Origin of the sequence: Nostoc sp. FACHB-133 (assembly GCF_014698055.1) — a bacterium.
Classification (GTDB): domain Bacteria; phylum Cyanobacteriota; class Cyanobacteriia; order Cyanobacteriales; family Nostocaceae; genus Nostoc.
In genome coordinates this window covers 138,341-159,944 of the sequence record NZ_JACJSH010000001.1, presented here as the reverse complement: position 1 = coordinate 159,944, position 21,604 = coordinate 138,341, and the positions used below count along the sequence as shown (strand labels likewise).

The 21,604-nt window shown below is 42.4% G+C and carries 19 protein-coding genes; 8 read left to right on the top strand and 11 right to left on the bottom strand.

Annotation, left to right across the window (positions count from 1 at the left end; translation table 11 throughout):
- The first annotated feature begins 66 nt into the window (after positions 1-66).
- The 3 genes from H6G86_RS00780 to H6G86_RS00770 all read left to right on the top strand — a co-directional run bounded on the left by H6G86_RS00780 (position 67) and on the right by H6G86_RS00770 (position 2,188).
- A complete protein-coding gene (locus H6G86_RS00780; RefSeq protein ID WP_190932683.1) occupies positions 67-546 on the top strand; it encodes an MEKHLA domain-containing protein in 480 nt (159 codons plus the stop codon).
- A 132-nt stretch (positions 547-678) separates the two neighbouring features.
- On the top strand, positions 679-1,398 hold the full coding sequence (locus H6G86_RS00775; protein ID WP_190932682.1) for a rhomboid family intramembrane serine protease: 720 nt from the start codon (positions 679-681) through the stop codon (positions 1,396-1,398).
- Positions 1,399-1,516: 118 nt separating this feature from the next.
- On the top strand, positions 1,517-2,188 hold the full coding sequence (locus H6G86_RS00770) for a rhomboid family intramembrane serine protease (protein ID WP_190932904.1): 672 nt from the start codon (positions 1,517-1,519) through the stop codon (positions 2,186-2,188).
- Positions 2,189-2,360: 172 nt separating this feature from the next.
- Here H6G86_RS00770 and H6G86_RS00765 read toward each other — a convergent pair whose 3' ends face one another.
- From H6G86_RS00765 to H6G86_RS00745, 5 genes are all read right to left on the bottom strand, one after another.
- Positions 2,361-4,535, bottom strand: coding sequence for a GumC family protein (locus H6G86_RS00765; protein ID WP_190932681.1), 2,175 nt, complete (start codon positions 4,533-4,535; stop codon positions 2,361-2,363).
- A 211-nt stretch (positions 4,536-4,746) separates the two neighbouring features.
- Complete coding sequence (locus H6G86_RS00760; RefSeq protein WP_179071858.1) at positions 4,747-6,111, bottom strand: polysaccharide biosynthesis/export family protein; 1,365 nt, start codon at positions 6,109-6,111, stop codon at positions 4,747-4,749.
- A gap of 360 nt (positions 6,112-6,471) precedes the next feature.
- Positions 6,472-7,197, bottom strand: coding sequence for a cyanoexosortase B system-associated protein (locus tag H6G86_RS00755; protein ID WP_190932680.1), 726 nt, complete (start codon positions 7,195-7,197; stop codon positions 6,472-6,474).
- Between the two features lie 190 nt (positions 7,198-7,387).
- Positions 7,388-8,281: a cyanoexosortase B gene (gene crtB / locus H6G86_RS00750; protein ID WP_190932679.1), complete on the bottom strand. Its 894-nt coding sequence runs from the start codon at positions 8,279-8,281 to the stop codon at positions 7,388-7,390.
- 91 nt (positions 8,282-8,372) lie between these two features.
- Positions 8,373-9,557: an aminotransferase class I/II-fold pyridoxal phosphate-dependent enzyme gene (locus H6G86_RS00745; protein ID WP_520449527.1), complete on the bottom strand. Its 1,185-nt coding sequence runs from the start codon at positions 9,555-9,557 to the stop codon at positions 8,373-8,375.
- 561 nt (positions 9,558-10,118) lie between these two features.
- Here H6G86_RS00745 and H6G86_RS00740 point away from each other — a divergent pair.
- Positions 10,119-11,672 carry a GAF domain-containing sensor histidine kinase gene (locus tag H6G86_RS00740; protein WP_190932903.1) on the top strand — a complete coding sequence of 518 codons (1,554 nt, stop codon included), beginning with the start codon at positions 10,119-10,121 and terminating at the stop codon, positions 11,670-11,672.
- Positions 11,673-11,867: 195 nt separating this feature from the next.
- Positions 11,868-13,286 (top strand): IctB family putative bicarbonate transporter, encoded by a 1,419-nt coding sequence (locus H6G86_RS00735; RefSeq protein WP_190932677.1) that lies wholly within the window; start codon positions 11,868-11,870, stop codon positions 13,284-13,286.
- 63 nt (positions 13,287-13,349) lie between these two features.
- Here H6G86_RS00735 and H6G86_RS00730 read toward each other — a convergent pair whose 3' ends face one another.
- Both H6G86_RS00730 and smpB read right to left on the bottom strand, forming a co-directional pair.
- Entirely contained in the window at positions 13,350-13,628 is a 279-nt protein-coding gene (locus H6G86_RS00730; RefSeq protein ID WP_190932676.1) for a WGxxGxxG family protein, read from the bottom strand.
- A 182-nt stretch (positions 13,629-13,810) separates the two neighbouring features.
- Positions 13,811-14,278, bottom strand: a complete 468-nt coding sequence (smpB, locus tag H6G86_RS00725) for an SsrA-binding protein SmpB (protein ID WP_012407256.1) — start codon at positions 14,276-14,278, stop codon at positions 13,811-13,813.
- Between the two features lie 691 nt (positions 14,279-14,969).
- Here smpB and H6G86_RS00720 point away from each other — a divergent pair.
- Complete coding sequence (locus H6G86_RS00720) at positions 14,970-15,653, top strand: response regulator transcription factor (protein WP_190932675.1); 684 nt, start codon at positions 14,970-14,972, stop codon at positions 15,651-15,653.
- Between the two features lie 26 nt (positions 15,654-15,679).
- On the opposite strand, the gene H6G86_RS00715 is transcribed toward H6G86_RS00720, so the two are convergent.
- The 4 genes from H6G86_RS00715 to murC form a co-directional block, all read right to left on the bottom strand.
- Positions 15,680-16,159 (bottom strand): low molecular weight protein-tyrosine-phosphatase, encoded by a 480-nt coding sequence (locus H6G86_RS00715; protein ID WP_190932902.1) that lies wholly within the window; start codon positions 16,157-16,159, stop codon positions 15,680-15,682.
- A 175-nt stretch (positions 16,160-16,334) separates the two neighbouring features.
- Complete coding sequence (locus H6G86_RS00710; protein ID WP_012407253.1) at positions 16,335-16,682, bottom strand: YbaB/EbfC family nucleoid-associated protein; 348 nt, start codon at positions 16,680-16,682, stop codon at positions 16,335-16,337.
- A 179-nt stretch (positions 16,683-16,861) separates the two neighbouring features.
- Positions 16,862-17,860 carry a UDP-N-acetylmuramate dehydrogenase gene (gene murB, locus H6G86_RS00705; protein WP_114083710.1) on the bottom strand — a complete coding sequence of 333 codons (999 nt, stop codon included), beginning with the start codon at positions 17,858-17,860 and terminating at the stop codon, positions 16,862-16,864.
- 124 nt (positions 17,861-17,984) lie between these two features.
- Positions 17,985-19,430 (bottom strand): UDP-N-acetylmuramate--L-alanine ligase, encoded by a 1,446-nt coding sequence (gene murC / locus H6G86_RS00700; RefSeq protein WP_190932674.1) that lies wholly within the window; start codon positions 19,428-19,430, stop codon positions 17,985-17,987.
- A 403-nt stretch (positions 19,431-19,833) separates the two neighbouring features.
- Between murC and nadD the strand changes: the two genes are divergently transcribed.
- Together nadD and H6G86_RS00690 are read left to right on the top strand one after the other, a co-directional pair.
- Positions 19,834-20,460 (top strand): nicotinate (nicotinamide) nucleotide adenylyltransferase, encoded by a 627-nt coding sequence (gene nadD / locus H6G86_RS00695; RefSeq protein ID WP_190932673.1) that lies wholly within the window; start codon positions 19,834-19,836, stop codon positions 20,458-20,460.
- A 116-nt stretch (positions 20,461-20,576) separates the two neighbouring features.
- On the top strand, positions 20,577-21,590 hold the full coding sequence (locus H6G86_RS00690; protein WP_163926992.1) for a type I glyceraldehyde-3-phosphate dehydrogenase: 1,014 nt from the start codon (positions 20,577-20,579) through the stop codon (positions 21,588-21,590).
- Positions 21,591-21,604: the final 14 nt, after the last annotated feature.

Sequence of the window (21,604 nt, the reverse complement as noted above, 5' to 3'; positions counted from 1 at the left end):
CCTGAAGCGTTAACTTTAAAAAAACTGTTTCATGTCATAATTTTGATACCATGTATTAATTTTCTCATGACCAGCATTATCGAATTTCCCTGGCAGCAAGAGGCAATTATTCACCATAGTCAGTGCCTAATGAAGAGTTTTCATCATTGGACGGGAAATTTTTTGTTGGATGTAAATGGTGTACCCCAGGAAATAGCACAACTATTATTTGAAGCACCTTTTGTATTAGTTTCTCACGGCACTGAGTCAGACCCAATTTTCAACTATGGTAATCGCAAAGCCTTGGAACTATGGGAGCTTTCTTGGGAAGAATTTACCAGAATGCCTTCCCGCCAATCGGCTGAAGAGGTAGTACAGGAAGAACGTGATCGCTTATTATCAGAAGCAGCAACTAAAGGCTTCATCAAGAATTATTCCAGTACCCGTACTTCTAGCAGTGGTAAACGTTTTTACATAGAAGATACTATCCTATGGAACGTTTTAGATGAACACAATCAGCAGTGTGGTCAAGCTGCTTTCTTCTCTAACTGGAAATTTATCGTATGAAGCCTACTGCTTCAGGGTAACTCCTACTATAAATCTCAAATATCGAAGCGATATCCATCCACGAGGTAGAAGAAACTACTTACAAAATTCCGTATTGTAGGGTTTGTATCTTAAAATCAGGAAAAAACGCTCGTGGTTCCAATTAGCGATAATAATCCCACAAAAATTACACCTTATGTAACTTATGGGTTGATTGCTGCCAACGTCCTCGCTTTTCTTTATGAAGCAAGTCTTCCCCCGCAAGCATTAAATGGCTTTTTACACCTTGCAGCTGTAGTTCCACGAGAACTCAGTCTCAGTTTTGGTGGTATCTCTGTACATCAACCAGTACCAGAATGGGCAACTTTGATTACCTCGCAATTCTTGCATGGTGGTTTCTTGCACTTAGCAGGTAATATGCTGTTTCTTTGGATTTTTGGTAACAATGTTGAAGATAAATTAGGTCATGCCAAATATTTACTATTTTATTTATCTTGCGGTGTTTTGGCAGCATTAACACAGTGGTTCTTCGCTCAAGATTCTAGCATTCCATCTTTGGGTGCGAGTGGTGCGATCGCAGGTATTCTAGGAGCATACATTCTCCGCTTTCCCAATGCTGAAGTTCTCGGCATAGTACCTTTAGGAATTTTCTTCCCAACTTTCCGTGTCCCGGCATATTTCTTTTTGGGATTCTGGTTTCTCGAACAAGCTTTCTACGGGCTTGCTAGTCTAGAAACACGTACTAACATCGGTATGGAAGGCGGCGGTATTGCGTACTGGGCCCATGCAGGTGGCTTTATCTTTGGGGCAATTCTCGGCCCTCTGTTGGGTTTGTTTAACGATAAATCACAAGAAGAATCTTGGTATAAATGATTTGTTATTGGAACTATCAATCAGACTGATTGATTTAATAGGTGACATTGCCTAAGCTTCGCAACTATTAGCCTTACAAGCTATATTGCAATTAGCCAATAATTTAGGAAAAACACCTGTGTTTCCCCTCTACGACGAAAATCCGACGCGAATCACCCCGTATTTCACCTACGGGTTAATTGGCATGAATATTGTAGTTTTTCTCCACGAGGTGAGCCTGTCAAATGCACAATTGAGTCAGTTTTTAAGTCAATATGCGGTAGTACCTCAAGAGTTAACCACCAATTTGAGTGGAGAGTGGATAACATTATTTACGTCACAATTCTTACACGGTGGTTGGTGGCACTTAATTTCAAATATGTTGTTCCTCTGGGTTTTTGGCAACAATATTGAAGATCGATTAGGTCATGCCAAATATCTAATTTTTTATTTGGCGTGTGGTGCTTTAGCTGCCTTATGCCAATGGTTTATTGGTATGAATTCTGAGATTCCTTCCTTGGGGGCAAGTGGTGCAATTTCTGGGGTTTTGGGTGCGTACATCATCCGCTTTCCCCACGCTAAAGTCATGACCTTAGTTTTTTTGGGGATTTTCATCACCACAATCAGAATTCCAGCACTAGTGATAATTGGACTTTTCTTTGTGCAGAATGTTATATCTGGTCTTGCTACCTTACAAACAGCCGCTCACATGACTGTACAAACCGGTGGAGTTGCTTACTGGGCGCATATCGGGGGTTTTGTTTTTGGGGTAATTCTCGCTCCCGTGTTTGGGTTGTTTAGGCAAGACTAAATACAGCATTTTCTGTCTAAATTCATAGCGAAAAAATTGCTAGCTATCAAACCTCTGCGTTAACCTTTGCTTACTTACCCAGTGAGAATGCGTACCACTTCGTGGAAGCAAGCTACGCGTAGCGTCTCGTAGAGAAGCGCCCATACAACATTGAAATTTCCCTATTGGGATATTAGTTTTTGCTAGCAGCTGCTGAAACTTCTTCTGATTCTTCTACCTCAGATGTAAATGTTGATGATTGTGCAACTTCTTCAGGTAGAGAAACAATGATATCAGCACCATTAATAATTGCTCCTAACAACCCCAGTTCCGCTTCTACCAATTGATCAACAGCTTCACCTAACATATTCTCTTGTGTGTAGTGTGGCCGTGTCACTAATACGATCCCATCACTGTAAGGTTGGATTAACAGAGGATCGTTGGATATACTAAGTGGGCTAGTATCTAAAATAACTAAATCAAAGCGTTCGCGGACATCCTCAATCAGCCGCCGCATTTCACTAGATTCCAGAATAGCAGCAGATTGGCGCACAGGGCCAGGACTTGGAAGAATGTATAAATTTTCTACATCAGGAACTAAACGGATACATTCACTTAAGTTAGCGTAATAACGAAGGGGTTCAATTGTAGCATCGGGATCAGGAATTACTTTCAGGGATGTTGAGCGAGAAGGCGATCGCAAATCTGTTTCGATAATCAAGGTTCTTTTACCAGCACGGGCAGAAGCTATACCCAAGTTATAAGCACTTGCAGTCTTACCCTCTAAGCTACTGGTGCTAGTAATCAACACCACTTTTAAGTTTTTACCACCTATCCGGCGCAGATTACTGCGGAATTTCTCATAAAATTCTAAATAAGGAGAATCAGCAGAAATGACCACCGGTACTGCCTCTTTATCCAAATCATCCACTGGCATTAAAGGCAATTCTCCCAACACTGCCACTTCCCGTTGCTTGAGGCTCTCACGAATATCCTCTCTGGTTTTGAAAGTCCCTTCCAGCGCTCCCAACAAAAATATTACCCCACCACCAATCACCACACCTAAGAAACCGCCCACAGCAAGGGTAATAGGTACACTCTTCGGGGGTTTGATGTCGGCAGCAGCCGTAGGCCGTCTGGCAATGCTGAGGCTGCTAGTAGTTTCTGCCTCTGCGGTTTTAGCATCGGTTAGCTTCACCTGCATTTGGTCGTAGATGGATTTTTTGAGGGCAACCTCCTGTTCTAAACGCGATCGCTCTAATTGCTTATTGGGTATCAGAGAATACTCTTGCCGTAGTCGCGCTTCTTGTTGGATCTCTTGAACTAATTGTTGTTGCAGCGTCTCCCGTTGGGTTTGCAAAGACACCATTTGGTTTGCCAATTGCTGGCGGGCTGGATCTAAGCTGCTTTGGGTGCGAATACCTGCAACGCTACCCTGAAGCGGAGCCGCCGTCCCATCACCACCTAATACCTCAGATGCACGTTGTTGCAGCAATTCTTCAGCAGCTTGTTTCTGACGCATTAGCTGAACCATCGTTGGGTGTTCTGGTCGCAAATCCTTTTTGAGTACGGCGATTTGCGACTCACTTTGATAAATTTGCGCTCGTAAGTTCCCAATAATTGGATCGGCACTCAAAGCAGAAGAAACATAAGCCTGTCCGACTGTTAAGCCTAACTTATTTTGTAAACTGCGAATTTGACCATCAACCCCAGAAATAGTTAATTGCATCTGCCGTTGGAGATTTTGGCTAGCAGTAACAGCGCTTAACAAGCTGCCATTCTCGGCTGCTAATATTGCCGTTCGTTCGATGCGATCATACTGTTCTAACTTCTTTTCAGCAACTTGCAACTCTCGTTTAGCTTGTGGTACGCGATCGTTAATCTTTTCAATAATTGCTTGTAATCGCCCAGTATTGATATCACTGCTCAACTTGATCATTGCTTGCATCAATTCCGCCAAGACCTGTATACCTCGTTTGGGATCGGTATCTACATATTTCAATTCCAAAATACTAGATTCCAATTCTCCAGTCCTGGGGTTTTTTTTAGGAACAGAAAGGACGACACTGTTACCCAGCTTTGCCGGTTTGACACCGACTTTTTCTGCCACTGCTGCAATTATCTGGTTAGAGAGTAAAACTTCCTGATTCAGTTCCTTTCCTTGCTGTTGGATTTCAGTACCAGTTGCAGAGAAAGAAACTGGTGGACCACTATAGGTAAGTGCGGCAGATGCTATATAGCTAGTAGGTGGCTCTGGTTGCATAGCTACCAAAGTCGACCCTACTATAACTAGACCAAAACTAGCTAGTCCAATCCACTTGTACTTATCAAAAGCAATAAGATAGCGCTTAACAATTGGTGGGGTCATGGTCGCTTCGCTCCAATTCAAAATTCAAAATTTAAAATTTAGGAAGCACCAAACTAAAGATAGTGGTTTTGATAAAAGAACGCTATCAACTTCATACTATATATTGGTTGATATGTTTAATATTTTTACATTCACGAATTCAAAGACCAGTTGGAGATGTGGCTTCCTACACTCCCAACTATTTCCAGATTGTATCCTTCTTTTAGAGTTACTAATTTGACCCGCCACCGAAGTTGTCAAAAAACCGGAGAAAGGATTGAACGTTGAAGAAAGGTTGGGTAATGGTAGTTAGGAAATTAGTAATTCTACCTATGAGGTTACGACCAACAACAATAACATCATTATCTTGAAGCGCCACATTTTGAGACGCATCGCCTCCTAGAGCTTTTTTAGCATCAAGTTTCTGGGTAACAGCTTTACCTTGTTCAGGATCAAAGCGAACCAGAGCGATATCTCGGAGATTAGCAGTATCAAGATTTACTCCTCCCAAAGCATCTACAAACGTACTGCCATTAGGCAGTGCTTGAATAGAGAGACCTCCCGCAGCGTAGTTTAAAACCCGGACTCTAATCTGTGGTGTGGCTAAGGATGAACGTGCTACTAAATTGCGGTCATAACCGTCATCATTACCAACTTCACGACGGGGGATGAGTATCGCATCTCCGTCTTGTAAGCGTAAATTAGGGATTGAACCGCCATTTTGCAGTGCTGCATATAAGTCAATAGTTTGTGAAATCACAGAACCATCAATTAACTTGCGGCGTACTTGTATTTGTCGCAGGTCTGCATTTAACGTTGAACCCCCAGATATTAGCAAGGCATCAGCAACGCGGGGTGTTGCTGAATTAATCGGATAAATTCCTGGTCTGAATATTTCTCCGCTAACGGTAACTTGAACTGGTCGCGCCCCTGCCAAAGATACTACTATGATTGGATCTGGGAAAAAGCGACTTAAACCCAAGCGAATTTTTTCTTGAGCTTCTTCTAAAGTTAAACCTTGTAATGACACCGTTCCCACTTGCGGTACTACGATGGTGCCTTCGGGACTAATTACAGCTTGAAAACTTAAGTCTTGACGCTGCGCTGCTAAGGCTAAAACTATTACTGGATCGACAACATAACGATTTAAACCCAAGCGAATTTTTTCTTGAGCTTCTTCTAAAGTTAAACCTTGTAAAGAAACTGTTCCCAGTAGTGGGACTACAATGTTACCTTCTGGGTTGATTAAAGCTTGAAAACTCAAATCTGGAAAGCGCTGAACCGAAACGCTAATTCCATCTCCTATGCCTAAGCGGTATGGGCCAGGAGGACGCTGAAGTACAACGCCAATTATATCTCCTGGCCCCAAGAGGTAGCGGCTGAGTTGGCTGGAAGTTTCGTCATTTGCACCTGTAGGTATAACCTCAGTTTCAGTACCTGGCACAGGCGATGGGGGTTGCCTTGGTGATTGTCCTTGAGATGGAAAAGGTTGGGCAACAACAAGTTGGATAGGTGTTATTAAAAAAACTCCTACTTGAAGACTAACAAAACAAAGGGCGCTGAATGCACGCATATAAGAAGTGGGATCTATGAACATCGGTGCAGAAAAAATGATATGAAAATTATTCGCGCCGAGTCGTTATTTTACTCTATAAATGTCCCCAATGTCTCTGGAGTCTGCAAGTATTTACCAAGAAAAAGAGAAGAACTTTACTAAATTTAAATACTAACTTCATATTATTAACATCTTTTATCTAAGTTTTAGGCTGAATGCAATTTATAAAGACAAGTAGGTTGGCGCAATTAAAGCTAACTAGCAAGGGCTGTCATTTGTCCTTTGTCATTGGTCATTAATAAGGACTTTAAGACTATTTACGTTTCATAACATAATTTGGTTTATTTCTACCAACTTACTTACTTCTGATGAATCTCTGCACAAAGGCATTCATCAGATACTTTACAAAGGGCCTGCCATCAATGTACTTTGCACTGTTTCCCCCATAGACTTGGCTAAAGACCAAGATGTTTCTACCTGCCCTAAAGGTTCCATCGGGATCAGAATGCTCACGCTTACCCAGGGAATACGTTGCTTGCGCCACTGGGCTAATTGATCCGCCAAGAACCAATGGAAAGGTGATGAATTTCCGCCGTCTGGCATGGCGTACCATTGCAAGACAGCGAAGGTTTGCTGTGGTGTGGCGGCACGAAAGAACCTAGCTTCTACTTTAGTTTCAACAACATTAGAAGCCAACTTTTCAGACTGTTTCACAGTAAATTCGGCAGAACGAGATTGCGCTATATCCCACTTTCCCCAGCGCGATCTTCCCCAGCCGTTAACATCTGTCCACTCTACCTCTGGTTGATCCATAGGCCCATTTTGCGGTAGCAAAAGCAGGATTGCCTGGGATTGCGAACCTTCTTTTTTCATTACCTGCAAAGACCATTTATGTTCACCAATTTGCTGTTCTGATTGTTCAATAGTTTGCCAACCAGGAAGGGCTAACCCAGTGTTGCGGATCTGTTTTAACTCGTGGAGATTAGTAACAGGTAGCGGCTGTTTCCATTGCCAATGTCCTGTTAGATATCCGGGAATCCCTCCTATTGCTAGCAGTAGTAGCAATAACAAAAGTGCTGCTACCTGATTGAACTGGTTTTCTTTGAAAAACTTGGAGAATGAAATCATCAGTAAAATTTGTGATACTTAGGCAAAATTTTACTTTATAAAATCACACCGTGAGTTCAGTAATATTTATGAGTAGATTAAGAGGGAGGAGAGCAGGGAGCAGGGGACAAGGGGTGAGAACTTGAAACAAGTCTTTCCCCTTGTCACCAATTCTCCTTGTCCCCAAGTCCTCTTCCCAATGCCCATAGTTCTAACTTTCTGCTTCTTGCTCAGTTTCTAGAGATGTTGAGAAATAGCGATTAATCCAATTGAGTAGGGGTACTAATGACACCAGCATACAAGCAGAGTATAAGTCACCACCCCAACCTTCATGTAGCCATTTAAAAGCTGCTTCTTGACCTGTGCCGTGAAAGAAAGTCAGTAAAGTGTTACGAATGATATTGGCAGTAGTACTAACGATCGCAGCAAGAGATAAAAACGATATGGTTGTGCGCCGTGAAGATAAACCATCTGTCCAATAAAGCAGCATCAAGCCAACGTAGAGAGTCGTGAACAACATTTTCAACCCTGCACAGTAGGGGGCAACTTCTACAATACGTCCTCCCACGTAGAGATTGATTTCATTTACTGTTACGTCCATACCAAATTGATTCAATATGAAACCTGCCGTACCAGCGATGAAGCTTTGCAGAGGCAAGGTATAGGGCGCAATGAGATAGGGTGCTGCTGTCGGGGTGGCTAAAAATACCAGTAGCAGGGGGAATCCTTGCGATCGCAAACCTGCTATCCCTTTAAACCACAAACATAATCCTGCCAGGATAACGGGCAAGGAAAGGTTAACCCACTCTGTAACACCACTAAGATAAAACACTGCCCCTAGTAACAATAAAACAGCACTAAAAGGATGTGTGGTATCTGGTAAACGTTTCCACTTTTTTCGGTTTATCCAGGCCAGATAAGCCGCAAATGGTAAACCAATAATTCCGTGGCTAAAATATTCGTGTTCTGTACTGATATTTTTGTTCAGCCAACCATCCAACCAGTGTAGCAATATAGGCGCATAAAGCAGCAGTAAAACGCCTATAATCGCTAGATTCAATAAGTCTGAGGCGTTTCTTTTTTTAATCTGTTGCTGGAGTGCCATGATTTTTATTGGTCATTGGTCATTTGCAAAAAACAACTGACAAAGAACAAATGTCTAATTGTTGGATGCACATATTAAGTATGAATTAACTTTAGGCTACCACCCTGTCAAGGTCAGCATTGGAGGTTTCATCTACCTGAGAAGTTGTTGAGACTGCATGAGCGATCGCAGCTACAACTTCTTTAACTTGGCTACTGCTCAAACCAGGATACATCGGTAATGATAATATTTGCTGTGACAGTTTTTCTGCTTGGGGAAAATCTCCCGGCTGATAGCCTAAATTGCTGAATGCTGGCTGGAGATGACAAGGAATTGGGTAGTGAATGCCAGTTTGAATTCCCACGTCCGTGAGTTTTTCTTGGAGTTGCTGGCGTTCTATTGGGCAAGAATCATCAACTTTAATGACATAAAGATGATAAACGTGTCCTGTATCACTTTGGTTTTCCATAGGAATAATGCCAGTAGTTGCCAAAGGTGCTAGTTCAAGATCATACTGCTGGGCAATAGTCAAGCGATCGCGATTCCACTGTGGCAAATATGGTAATTTTTGGTGCAAAATAGCTGCTTGTAAAGTATCCAAGCGGCTATTTGTACCGGGTTCAGTATGAAAATACTTTTGCGATGCACCATAATTTCGCAAACGCCCCATCTTCTGGGCGACATCTGAATCTCGTGTCAGCAGCATTCCCCCATCCCCAAATGCTCCCAAATTTTTGCTGGGATAGAAACTAAAAGCTGCTGCTATGCCTACTGAACCAGCGTGATATCCATCTCTTTGGGCAAGGTGTGCTTGGGCGGCATCTTCAAAAATTAGTAGTTTGTAGGTATCAGCAAATTTGATGAGTTCACGTGGCGATACCATTTGTCCATAGAGATGTACAGGAATAATTGCTTTAGTCTGAGGCGTAACTGCCTTTGCTGCGGCCTCTAAATCAATTAAAGCTGTTTGGCGATCGCAATCTACCAGAATTGGCTTCGCGCCAGCGCGGATAACTCCAATCAAGGTTGCGATAAAAGTGTTGGCTGGTAAAATTACCTCATCGCCAGCACCAATATTACAAGCTTGCAATCCGAGAGCGATCGCATCTGTTCCTGATGCAACACCAACACCATAAGCTGCCCCCGATACTGCCGCAAATGCTGCTTCAAAATCTGAGAGTGCTTGCCCTAAAATAAAATCTCCCTGTTCCAATACAGATTGGATTGCATATTGCAATTGCATTTGAATTGGTTCATGTTGCAATTTCAGGTCTACAAAAGGAACTCTAACAGCCATTTTATTCATTAGTAGTTGTCCTCAAAAAATATTTCCTCAAATGGAAAAAATAAAAAAGCCCACACAATTTTCAGCATGAAATTGTAATAGGTTCAATCTATTCGATCGAGACTTATATAAACTATCTAGAATTGTCAGCCATAAGTGCTAGCTGTTATAAGTAATAATTGCTATAAAAGTTACTCAAATATAATTCTTGTAAGTTAATTTACTTAGATTTTGCCAGTAAGAATTTTTCCTTCTGTACATAAATAATGACAGCTCCTTTGTATTGTATCCTTAGGGTTAGCTTACCCTGGTTGAATCCAAATCTAACGCAATCTGACTGTAAAATCCCAAGCAATAAAGACTACACCAGTACTAAATAAAGAATATCTAGCACCAGTAATTAGTAACTTGTGCATACCGCATCGCCGAGTTAATGGAAGGGAGAAAAAAATTTTGCCCTAAATTTGTTTGTCAGAGGCAAAATTAGGGAATGCTTAAAAATAGCAATTGATAACCTAGAAATAGGACTTGGATCAATTACACGATAGAGAAATTATTAAGGTAGCAGTGGCAATGATAGAGCCTGAAAACAAATTATTTGCCCTAAAGGATGGTTGGGATTCTCATGAATCAAGAGAACAGCAACGCCTAAAAGCTTTGTCGGATTTAGGTTTGCGGCAACCAGAAACGATTCCGGTTTTTGAAGAAGCCACACAGACTGCTGCCCACTTTTTGGAAGCACCAATTTCCATATTGGGATTTGTGGATCAAGAACGTCACTGGTTTAAGTCAGCAGTGGGCTTATCTAGGCTAGGGCTAATGAATCATTTGGCACAAAGCCGCCAACTGTCACGCAGGGAATCGTTCTGCACTCAGGTTGTAGAGAGTCTTCAAATATTTGTAATTAATGATACACATAAACTTACAGACCCAGTACTTGTTAGCAGCAAGCTGGTACAAGATTATGGTATTCGTGCTTACTTAGGAGCGCCACTCATTGATGCTGAGGGACATTGTTTAGGTGCGTTGGCAGTGATGGATTTAGTGCCACGCAATTTTACAACCCGAGACATTGAGTTTTTACAAATCATAGCTCGTTGGAGCATGAGTGAATTTGAGCGTAACCGACTTTTGCAAGGCAAACTCGAATCAACCACTCTTAAGACCGCTCCTATATTTTCACTTAATGACGAACGTAACACTGAAATTAAAATCACCCCACCCACTCAAGATAACGACTCTGTTTCTACCAAGCAACTGAAATTGGAACTTTTGGGTCAGTTAACTCAGGAGTTACGCACGCCTTTAACATCTGTACTTGGTATGGCTAGTGTTTTAGGACGTGAAATTTATGGGCCTTTGACGACTAAGCAAAGAGAATATTTAGAAATTATCCAACATAGTGGTCGGTACTTACTTTCTCTAGTAAACGAAATTACCGAACTAGGAGCTATGGATGACAACTCAACTGTACTGAATTTAGCTCCTGTGGATATTGAAATGCTATGTCAACAAGCTATCAATACCCTTGAAGAAGTGGCTAATCGCCGCGAGCAAGACATTCGCCTCTCTATAGAACCGGGACGTAATCGCATTTGGCCTTTAGATAAAGACAAGGTGCGGCAAATGTTATATCACCTGGTTTTCAGTGTGATTCAACTTTCGGCTACAGGTAGCATTGTTCGCATCCATGTTTCTTACAAGGAAGATACGCTCAACATTACTATTTGGGTTTCTCATCCCTGGTTAGGGGATGGCATTACTGAGGTTGACCCCTACTTCCGTCTCAATTCTTTGTCGTTGCTAGAGTTAACCGGTGAAGTCGCAACTTACAATACTCATATAGAAGGACAACAGCAACTAGAGACTTCATCAGTAGCAGTGGACAATTCAAAAAGCCTGAGTGATTCCCACTCCAATTTTCTTGCTGCGAGTTCCGGTCTAAATTTAGCTAAATTACATGGAAGCCTTTCTCGTGAAAGCTTGGGTCTATTGCTAAGTTGTCAACTGGCAGAGTTGCACGCTGGACAAATTTTGATTCAAGGTTCACCAGAATCAGGATATCGTTATGTGCTTTCTTTGCCACTGCAACTGGCAACTCCCTCGCAAGCAATTAGTGATGTGTAATCACAGCCGATAGAGAACAGATTCGAGGTGATAGGGAATAGGGAAAGACAAATTCATACTTTGTTATGTAGTAAGTACATGAATTAAAAGCGTCATTACTAATTTACAAATTACGTTATTACCTTTTTATAGCCATAGGCATTATGATCAAATCCAAGTTCTGCGTCGGCAGGCTAATTGATCGCAATGTTTTTTATGAATTTAGTCTGGCAACTATTTACTTTATCATCTTTACCGCTCAAAGAATATCTTGCTACCAGTTACGTACACCGTTCTCTGGTGGGACTGTTAAGGTCTTGGCGGCAAACCAGCGTCTTGATTCAGTGGGGAGATGCAATCGCAGCTGTATTACTCAGCTCAATATATGCCCTTGCACCTTTTGCTTCGAGTACGTTGGTAGGTTTGTTATTGGTGGCTTGTGTGGGATTTTGGCTGTTGTTGACTTTATCTGATGAAGTCACACCAGCAAATGTCTCGTCAGTCACTCCCATTCACCTACTCGTATTGCTCTACTGGGGAGTTGCCGTAATCGCAACAGCATTATCACCAGTCAAAAAAGCGGCACTTAACGACTTGGGAACGTTGACCTTGTATTTGCTACTATTTGCCCTTTGTGCCAGGGTATTAAGGTCGCCTCGCCTCCGGTCTTGGATTCTCACCCTTTATCTGCACGTATCCTTAATTGTCAGTGTCTATGGATTGCGGCAATGGTTTTTTGGAGCCACAGCACTGGCAACTTGGGTTGATCCTGAATCTCCTCTATCTAAGACTACAAGGGTCTACAGTTATTTAGGAAATCCCAACTTATTGGCTGGATACCTCTTACCAGCAGTAATTTTTAGCTTGGTGGCAATTTTTGCATGGCAAAGCTGGCTCAAAAAAGCTTTAGCATTAACAATGTTGATTGTCAATACTGCCTGCCTGATCCTGACTTTTAGTCGTGGCGGTTGGATTGGACTAGTGGTGGCAGTTTTGGCTGTGATGGCATTGCTAGTTTTTTGGAAGAGTGTGGAAATGCCTCCTTTTTGGCGTACTTGGTCGCTGCCCATTGTCTTAGGAGGTTTAATTGGGATATTACTCTTAGCAGTGATATTTGTAGAGCCAGTTCGCCTGCGGGTGTTCAGCATTTTTGCTGACCGTAAAGATAGCAGTAATAATTTTCGTAGAAATGTGTGGGATGCTGTCTTTGAGATGATTCGCGATCGCCCAATTTTCGGCATTGGCCCAGGTCACAACTCTTTTAATAAAGTTTATCCGCTCTACCAACACCCTCGTTACACTGCTTTGAGTGCTTATTCGATTTTGTTTGAAGTGACTGTAGAAACTGGGTTTGTTGGTTTAGCCTGCTTTCTCTGGCTAATAATCGTTACATTTAATACGGCGCTTTTGCAAGTGCGACGATTGCGACGATTGAGAAGTGTAGAGGGATTTTGGTTAATTGGAGCGATCGCTATTTTGTTGGGTATGCTAGCTCACGGTACTGTAGATACTGTCTGGTATCGTCCTGAAGTCAATACCCTCTGGTGGCTCATCGTTGCTTTAATTGCCAGTTACTGGACACCTTTAACTCAAAACCAAACAAATTTATCTAACCCAGAACCAGCAGTAAACTAAAACGAGCAAATTGTCAGTTGTTTTTCTACTGAACAACTGACAAATGAATAAATTTTGAATTGTCTAGTCTCTGTAAGTAGTGGCACCTGGGGCATTAGGGTCGCGATAAGCAGTCTGTTCGTTATCACGCTTTTTACCAGCCAAACCAGCTAGACCGAATAAACCAAGTAATCCTAGCCAACCCCAATCAAAATCGTTGCGATCGTAAGTGGTCGTTCTGGGAGCAGTATTGGCTCCGGGATCAGTTGTCGTCTGAGCTTGTGCGGATAGAGTCAAGGGTAAAATTCCCATACTCAAGGTGAGAATGCCTGCGCCAACAGCTGTAATGAAATTACTTTTCATAAGTTGTGACAATTCCTTATGCCATCCGAAGTTACTCACCACTGTATCGATTCCCAAACTTAATAAAATCAATCTGTGGCTATAAACTAGGGCTTTTTATAAGTCACGCTGTGGACATACAACATGGTTTTCACAGCAATCTGTTTCTCACTCTGGTGTGGTAGTTTGAACCACAATGACCCCTAATAGCTTTTCATTGCGCGTTGAATGTCACGCTGATCTTGCCGTCGTTTCAGGTCTTCTCGCTTATCGTGGAGCTTTTTACCTTTGCCAAGGGCTATACTCACTTTTACCCAGCCCCGTTTGAGATACATTTTCAAAGGGATTAAAGTTAGACCCTGCTGTTCTACTTTGCCAATTAGCTTGCGGAGTTCTTGACGATGCAACAGCAGCTTTCGTGTCCGCCGTGGTTCATGATTAAAATATTGTCCACTGGCGTTGTAGGGTGAGATATGAATATTGATCAACCATGCTTCGCCATTGCGAAGCAAAGCATAGCCATCTTGGAGATTTACTTTACCCGCACGAATTGACTTAACCTCGGTTCCTGTCAACTCAATTCCGGCTTCGTAAGTTTCCAGAATTTCATACAAATAACGGGCTTGACGGTTGTCAGCAATAACTTTGTAACCTTCGTTCTTGTCGCTCATTGATAATTTTGTGCGTTTTAAATGTACCTAAAAAAATATTTGGATTGCCTGGCGAGTTATAGGGTATTCATTATAACCGCTATAAATATTGAACTGTATATCACTAATTTAGCTTTTCTAAGTTCACAATTAAGAGTTTTCAGGTAACTTTAAGTTACCTGATATTGATTACATCTGAGGTTTATCCAGAACTTGGGGATTACACCTCAAGTTTCACCAAGCTCGATTTTGTGCAGTTTCACAAAGACTTATAAGTAAATCGGCGTAAATAATTAAAGTTTGTAGTATGGCTTGTTGGGTATCTTGCTACAAGACGCTACTCCAAAAGAGGGCTGAAGCCTTCTCTACAAACTTATTTCAATCATGCTTAATCAACTTATATTTTGGTAAATTACTGATAAAATTAATAATAATTTATACTATAATGGAAATTTGCTCTGCCTTATTAATGAGTTGTTACAAATTAAAAAGCTCTCTATGCTTCCCGATCTGAGGGAGTTAAAGGTGAGTTGCACTTCGTTAAGCTTACAAGAGATTTAAGATTTTCTTTATAAATCAGCCCTGAAGGCAGTCATTACCTGGTAATCCTGTCATAGTATGAAACATAAGAACACTATTCTTGCCAGTGTTCACCTATGAAGCGCGTAGAAGCAAATTTCTGAGTAAAAAAAATGCTAGGGGTGTATTGTCCATGCCCTTGACGATCCTTGTAGTGGATGATGATTTGGGCACTCGTCTGTCTGTTAGCGACTATCTTGAACTGTCTGGCTACTGTGTGATCACGGCTAATGACGGTCAAGAGGCTTTGTTTATGGTGGATGAGTATAATCCTGATTTGATTGTCACGGATATCATCATGCCACAGATGAATGGCTACGAACTGGTGCGTAGGGTGCGTCAACAACCAATGTTTCGCTTATTACCTGTAATCTTATTAACAGCCCGAACTAAGACCCAGGAAAGAATTCTGGGCTATCAGTCAGGGTGCGATTTATACTTACCCAAACCATTTGAATTGGAAGAGTTAGCAGCAGCAATCCGCAATCTTTTGGAGCGATCGCAAATTATTCAATCGGAGTATCGCTTTTCTCATAAAGAAAGTTTGGGCATTTCCGGCTCTACAAAACCGGGGGATGCCCATAATTCTGTGTCTACTAAAATTCAGACATCCCACTTAGACTCATCGCTAACTCATAGAGAACAAGAAGTCTTAGAGTTATTGACTCATGGTTTGTCTAATGCCGATATGGGTCATCAGCTACACCTGAGTCCTCGCACAGTGGAAAAGTACGTTAGCAGTTTATTGAGAAAAACTTCAACCAGCAACCGAGCAGAATTAGTGCGTTTTGCTATGAAGCATGGTTTAGTCGAATAAAAAAGTGAGGAGTTAGGAATTAAAACTCAGAACTCTTCACTTTTAACTTTTGTGAGCAGACCTTCACAAGCATCAATCAGTAAATCAATAACCTGATTAAATCCGTCTTGACCACCGTAGTAAGGATCTGGAACTTCCTTTAAGGTGTGTCGAGAGCAAAACTCACACATCAAACGCACTTTATGCTGATATTGCTCAGTGCGATCGAGAGTGAGGATATTCTCATAATTTTCTTGATCCATCGCCAAAATTAAATCAAAGTATTGAAAGTCTGACTTTTGAAACTGGCGTGCTTGACCACGTAGTTTAATTCCCAACTTTGTAGCAGCCGCAGCACTCATGCGTCTGTCAGGTGGGCTACCCACGTGATAACTAGATGTACCAGCTGAATCACAGATGATGGCATCGCTCAAGCCTGCCTGCTCAATTAGATGATTCATTATGTTTTCTGCCGATGGCGATCGGCAGATGTTACCTAAGCAGACAAATAGCAACTTGTAAGGCATAGATATTTTTTGTCCTCTGTCAATAGTCATTTGTCCTTTGTCTTTTGACTAATGACCCTTCGGGTGACGCTCCTGCGTCGCTAACACCAGTTGCTCATGGGGGAAACCCCTTTGGCGCTAGCCTCTTCCTTTGGGAGAAGACCGCACTGGCTCACCAATGACTAATGACCAATGACTAAAATCCAGGTAACTCCAACCCACTGGTTAATTCTTCCATGCGTTCCCGCATTGTTGCTGTGGACTTGTTGTAGGCTTCTTTCATTGCCACCGTCACGAGATCGGAAAGTACTTCTGCACCTTCTGCAAGAGCATCTGGAGAAATTTCTACCCTCTTGGGTTCTTGGTTCCCACTGACAATCACCTTCACCAGACCACCGCCAGATTCTCCTAGAATCTCCATTTGCTCCAATTCTTCTTGGAGTCGCTTTGCACCTTCTTGAACTTGCTGTGCTTTCTTAAAAGCATCGGCTAGTTCCTTCATTTTTCCTAAGCCAAAGCCAAATCCCTGTCCTTTTCCTGTCATAATTATTTGTACGCTTGTGCGTTGAATAACAAATCAAATTCAATTATAGATGCGGTAAGTAATTTGCCTCTTTTTTTACCAATAATTAATGCATCTGGGAATTGGGCACTGGGCATTAGTTATGACACATCTTTACTGATATGCCTAGTTCCCAATCCCCATCCCCGGAATTGAAAGTTTCAGCAAGCACCTTGAAACTCTCCGAGCATTTTGACTTCTGGCTCTAAATTAATAGACCAACGTTCTTGCACCTGATGTTGGATGTGGCGAATGAGACAGAAGATGTCACTAGCTTTGGCTCCACCACGGTTAACGATGAAATTAGCATGGAGTAGTGCTACTTGCGCTCCACCAATTTGGTAGCCTTTGAGGCCAGTTTGTTCAATTAACCAGCCAGCACTGTAAGGTTTGGGATTGCGAAACACACTCCCACAACTGGGGAAGTTGTATGGTTGGGTGCTTAAGCGATGCTTTTTGTGTTCTTTGGTGATTGCTACAACTTTTGCTGGATCTGCACCTGGCGCGAGTTGTAAGGTGGCTTGGGTGACTATGCGATCGCCACCTTGCAATAAGGAAGTCCGATAGCTATAACCTAACTGTTCCGGGGTAAGAGTTTCCAGCGTCCCATTGGGTGAAAGTACCTCGGCACTAACTAACATATCTGCGATACAGCTATTATGTGCCCCTGCATTCATCACCACAGCACCTCCGGCTGTTCCAGGGATGCCAACAGCCCACTCCAATCCTTGCCATCCTAATTCTGCTGCGGCCCATGCCAAACTGGGAATTGATTCTCCAGCAGCAACGGTTAATTGACCAGTTTGGGGGTCAAAGTTGCTGAAGCGGAGGTGACGAGTCGCGATGACTAAGCCTGATATACCGCCATCGCTCACCAGGAGGTTAGAACCGGCTCCCAGTGTTGTCACCTTTAAATCACGTTCTTTTGCGTATTTAAGACTGGCTTGCAGTGCTTCTAAGTTTCGGGGGGCAACATACAAATCAGCTGCTCCTCCAACCCTATAGGAAGTAAAGGCTGACAAGCAAGCCTGGGGCTTGATTGCACAATCAGTATTTGGTAAGTAAATTACTTCACTATCCACCGAATTAGTTGTTTGATGTTTCTTTGTATTCAAAGCAGAAACTGTGCAGACGTTTCCAGCTGCCTGGGAAATGGTCATTTTTACTTTATATTGGTAAAATTTTTACATTAATTTACCGCAAAGATACGGTAATAGAGTTCATAGATGGAACCGTTGCTAGACGGGCGCTTTGCTCAGAAACGAAACTTTGCAAAGTCTCCACTTAAGATGTGGCTTTAGCAGGTTCGCAAAGTGCAGTAATTACTTCAGGAATCACCTGATTCAAGTTCCCAGCTCCTAAAAACAGCGCCAAGTCTCCTGGGCGTAATGTTTTTAACAAGTACTCACGCACTGAGGGTAAAGTTGGTTGATAAACTACCTGCGAATGCTGTTTAGCAATTTCCGCTGCTAGCTGTTCACCAGTAATTTGCCCTAAGTTGGGTTCGCCTGCACTGTAAATATCAGTCAGCACAACCAAATCAGCATGGGTAAAGGACTCGGCAAATTCTTCTAAAAAGGTCAGTGTTCGGCTATAGCGATGGGGTTGGAAGATAGCAACCACTCTTTGTCCTGGTCTTGCCTGTAAACGTGCGGCGGCGAGAGTAACGCGAATCTCGCTAGGATGATGAGCATAGTCATCAATGAAGGTAATACCATCAACTTCACCCCGCAGCTCAAAGCGTCGTCTTGCTCCTTCGAAGGTTGCAATACCTTTGGCAATCGCTCCAAATTCTAAGCCCAAGGCGCGACCAACAGCTACTGCTGCTAGAGCATTGCTGAGATTGTGCCGACTGAGCAGCCGCAACTTCAACACGCCCAAGGCTTTGCCTTTTTCCCAAACTAGAGCCGTGGTGCCATCAGCACGATAATCAATATTAGTAACGGTGTAGTCAGCGTTGGTATCTGAGTGTAAGCTGTAGCTGATTGTGGGTTGTAAGCGATCGCGCACTGTCGCACAGTCAATACTACCTATTAAAGTTTTACAACCCTTAGCAAATGTCTGGAAGATGTCAATTACTTCTTCTAATGTATCATAATGGTCAGGATGATCAAGTTCAATATTGGTGATGATGCCAATTTCTGGAGCGTGTTTTACCAAAGAACCATCAGATTCGTCTGCTTCGGCTACCAAATATTGGCTTTGTCCCAATCGAGCATTACCAGACCATGCATTGACTTCGCCACCTACTAAAATCGTTGGGTCTAGGCCAGCTTCTAGAAGCATATAACCAATCATGCTACTGGTTGTAGTTTTGCCGTGTGTTCCTGCCACTGCAATACTGTAGTAATCGGAAATTAAGGCGGCTAGTACATCTGAACGATGCAAAACTGGACAACCTAATTCCAACGCTGCTTTGTATTCTAAATTATTAGTGTTAATTGCTGTTGAACAAATGACTTGAGGTAATTTTGACTTAGTATCAACAGGTAATTGTTCTTGTGAATTTAATACTTGAGGACGAAAGAATTCGAGATTACTTGCCTCTTGTCTACCAAAAATATGGGCACCGATAGATTCCAATTTGTGCGTCATGTGGTTGGGACGAAGATCCGAACCTGATACTGGAAATTGACGCTTGGCGAGAACGTATGCCAGAGCAGACATACCTATGCCGCCGATGCCAATAAAATGAAATGGTCTACCACTAAAATCTACAGAATTAGTCATTTATTGCTCCTCTTACACCACACCACACCATAATCACAAATGACACGCGTATCATAACAGGAATTTGATTTTTACCGTAACTACTCCTATATCGTATTTATGTTTAATGCCCAGATGTTGTTTCTGGTCTGGTTTTGCGTGTTCAGAATGATTTTACCTTGGTTGGAGGTTTTTACTATTTCTGAACTGTTGTTAAGATTATTCTGAAAATTTTGGCTACATCGGGAAAGAAATTCTTGTAATGTCAAATACATATTTTTGTCTACCTTACTGGAATTGGCTACATAATACATTGTTTAGTGAAAGTGATTTGAAATTGCATCAAGTTTAGCCGTGAATTGACTACAATAGTACATTGGTAATGAAACTATTTTTCAATTGCATAAAACCCAGGCATAACTGGATGCAGCAACTAGCAATTTTTGGTGGCACATTTGATCCAATTCACTGGGGACACCTGCTCGTAGCCGAGACAGCAATGCAAGAAGTATCTCTTGAAAAGGTAATTTGGGTGCCATCCCTAAATCCTCCTCATAAAGAAGCAGCTTTGTTTGAGCATCGCGTGGAAATGCTGCAATTAGCCATAAAAGATAACCCAGCGTTTACTGTCTCCCTAGTGGAGGCAAATCGCTCTGGGACTTCATACGCCATTAACACTCTGATTGACTTATCTGCTTGTTACCCAAATACTCACTGGTACTGGATTGTGGGCTTGGATACTTTCCAAACCTTACCTCGTTGGTACCGTGGACACGAACTAGCACAAATGTGTGATTGGTTAATCGCACCCCGACTGCTAGGTGGTGAGACTATAACTCAAAGCAAATTAATCTGCAAGCAAGTGGAGCAACAACTAAGGGAGCAGTCACATACCATTTACTGGCAACTCCTGAATATACCTTTAGTAGGAGTTTCGTCAAGTCTAATTCGCAAATTGTGTCGCGAACGCCAGTCAATTCGTTATTTAGTCCCGGAAGCGGTCAGATCATATATCACTAACAACAGTTTGTACTCGAACAAATCTGAATAAATTATGTGTTTTTTTATTGATCTAGCACTTTATCGTTATAAGTGCCCCCCCCCTTTGCGATATGATTGGGGTCAACGATATCAACATATAAGCATAAATACAGAGGGCAAGACACTGTGATTAGAGTTGCAATCAACGGTTTCGGGCGGATTGGACGTAACTTTGCGCGTTGCTGGGTGGGTAGAGAGAATAGCAAAATTGATCTTGTCGCTATTAATGACACGTCAGACCCTAGAACCAATGCTCACCTGCTGAAGTATGACTCGATGCTAGGTAAGATCAAAGGTGCTGAGATTAGTGCCGATGATAACTCTATCATCGTTAACGGTAAGACCATTAAGTGCGTATCCGATCGCAACCCAGAAAAGTTGCCCTGGAGAGATTGGGGAATTGACCTAATTATCGAAGCAACAGGCGTATTTACTAGCAAAGAAGGAGCGCTAAAGCATGTGAATGCTGGAGCCAAGAAAGTTCTGATTACCGCTCCTGGTAAAAACGAGGATGGCACTTTTGTGGTTGGTGTGAATCATCATGATTATGACCACAACATACACAACATTATCAGTAACGCTAGTTGTACTACCAACTGTTTGGCACCAATTGCCAAGGTGTTGAACGATAAGTTCGGCATCATCAAAGGTACGATGACCACCACCCACAGCTATACAGGCGACCAGCGTTTGCTAGACGCTTCTCACCGGGATTTGCGACGGGCGAGGGCCGCAGCGATAAACATTGTACCCACCTCCACTGGTGCAGCAAAAGCAGTGGCGCTGGTTATCCCAGACCTGAAAGGCAAGCTAAATGGCGTTGCCTTGCGCGTACCAACCCCGAACGTCTCAATGGTAGATTTCGTAGTTCAGGTTGAGAAGCGTACTATTACTGAAGAAGTTAACCAAGCTCTCAAAGATGCTGCTGAAGGCCCACTTAAAGGCATTTTGGACTATAGCGAACTAGAACTGGTATCTTCCGATTATCAAGGTAGTGATGCTTCTTCGATTGTTGATTCTAGCTTGACTTTGGTTATGGGCAATGACTTAGTAAAAGTTATGGCGTGGTATGACAACGAGTGGGGTTACAGCCAACGAGTTTTGGATTTGGCAGAATTGGTCGCTGAGAAGTGGCAATAATTTGTCATTGGTCA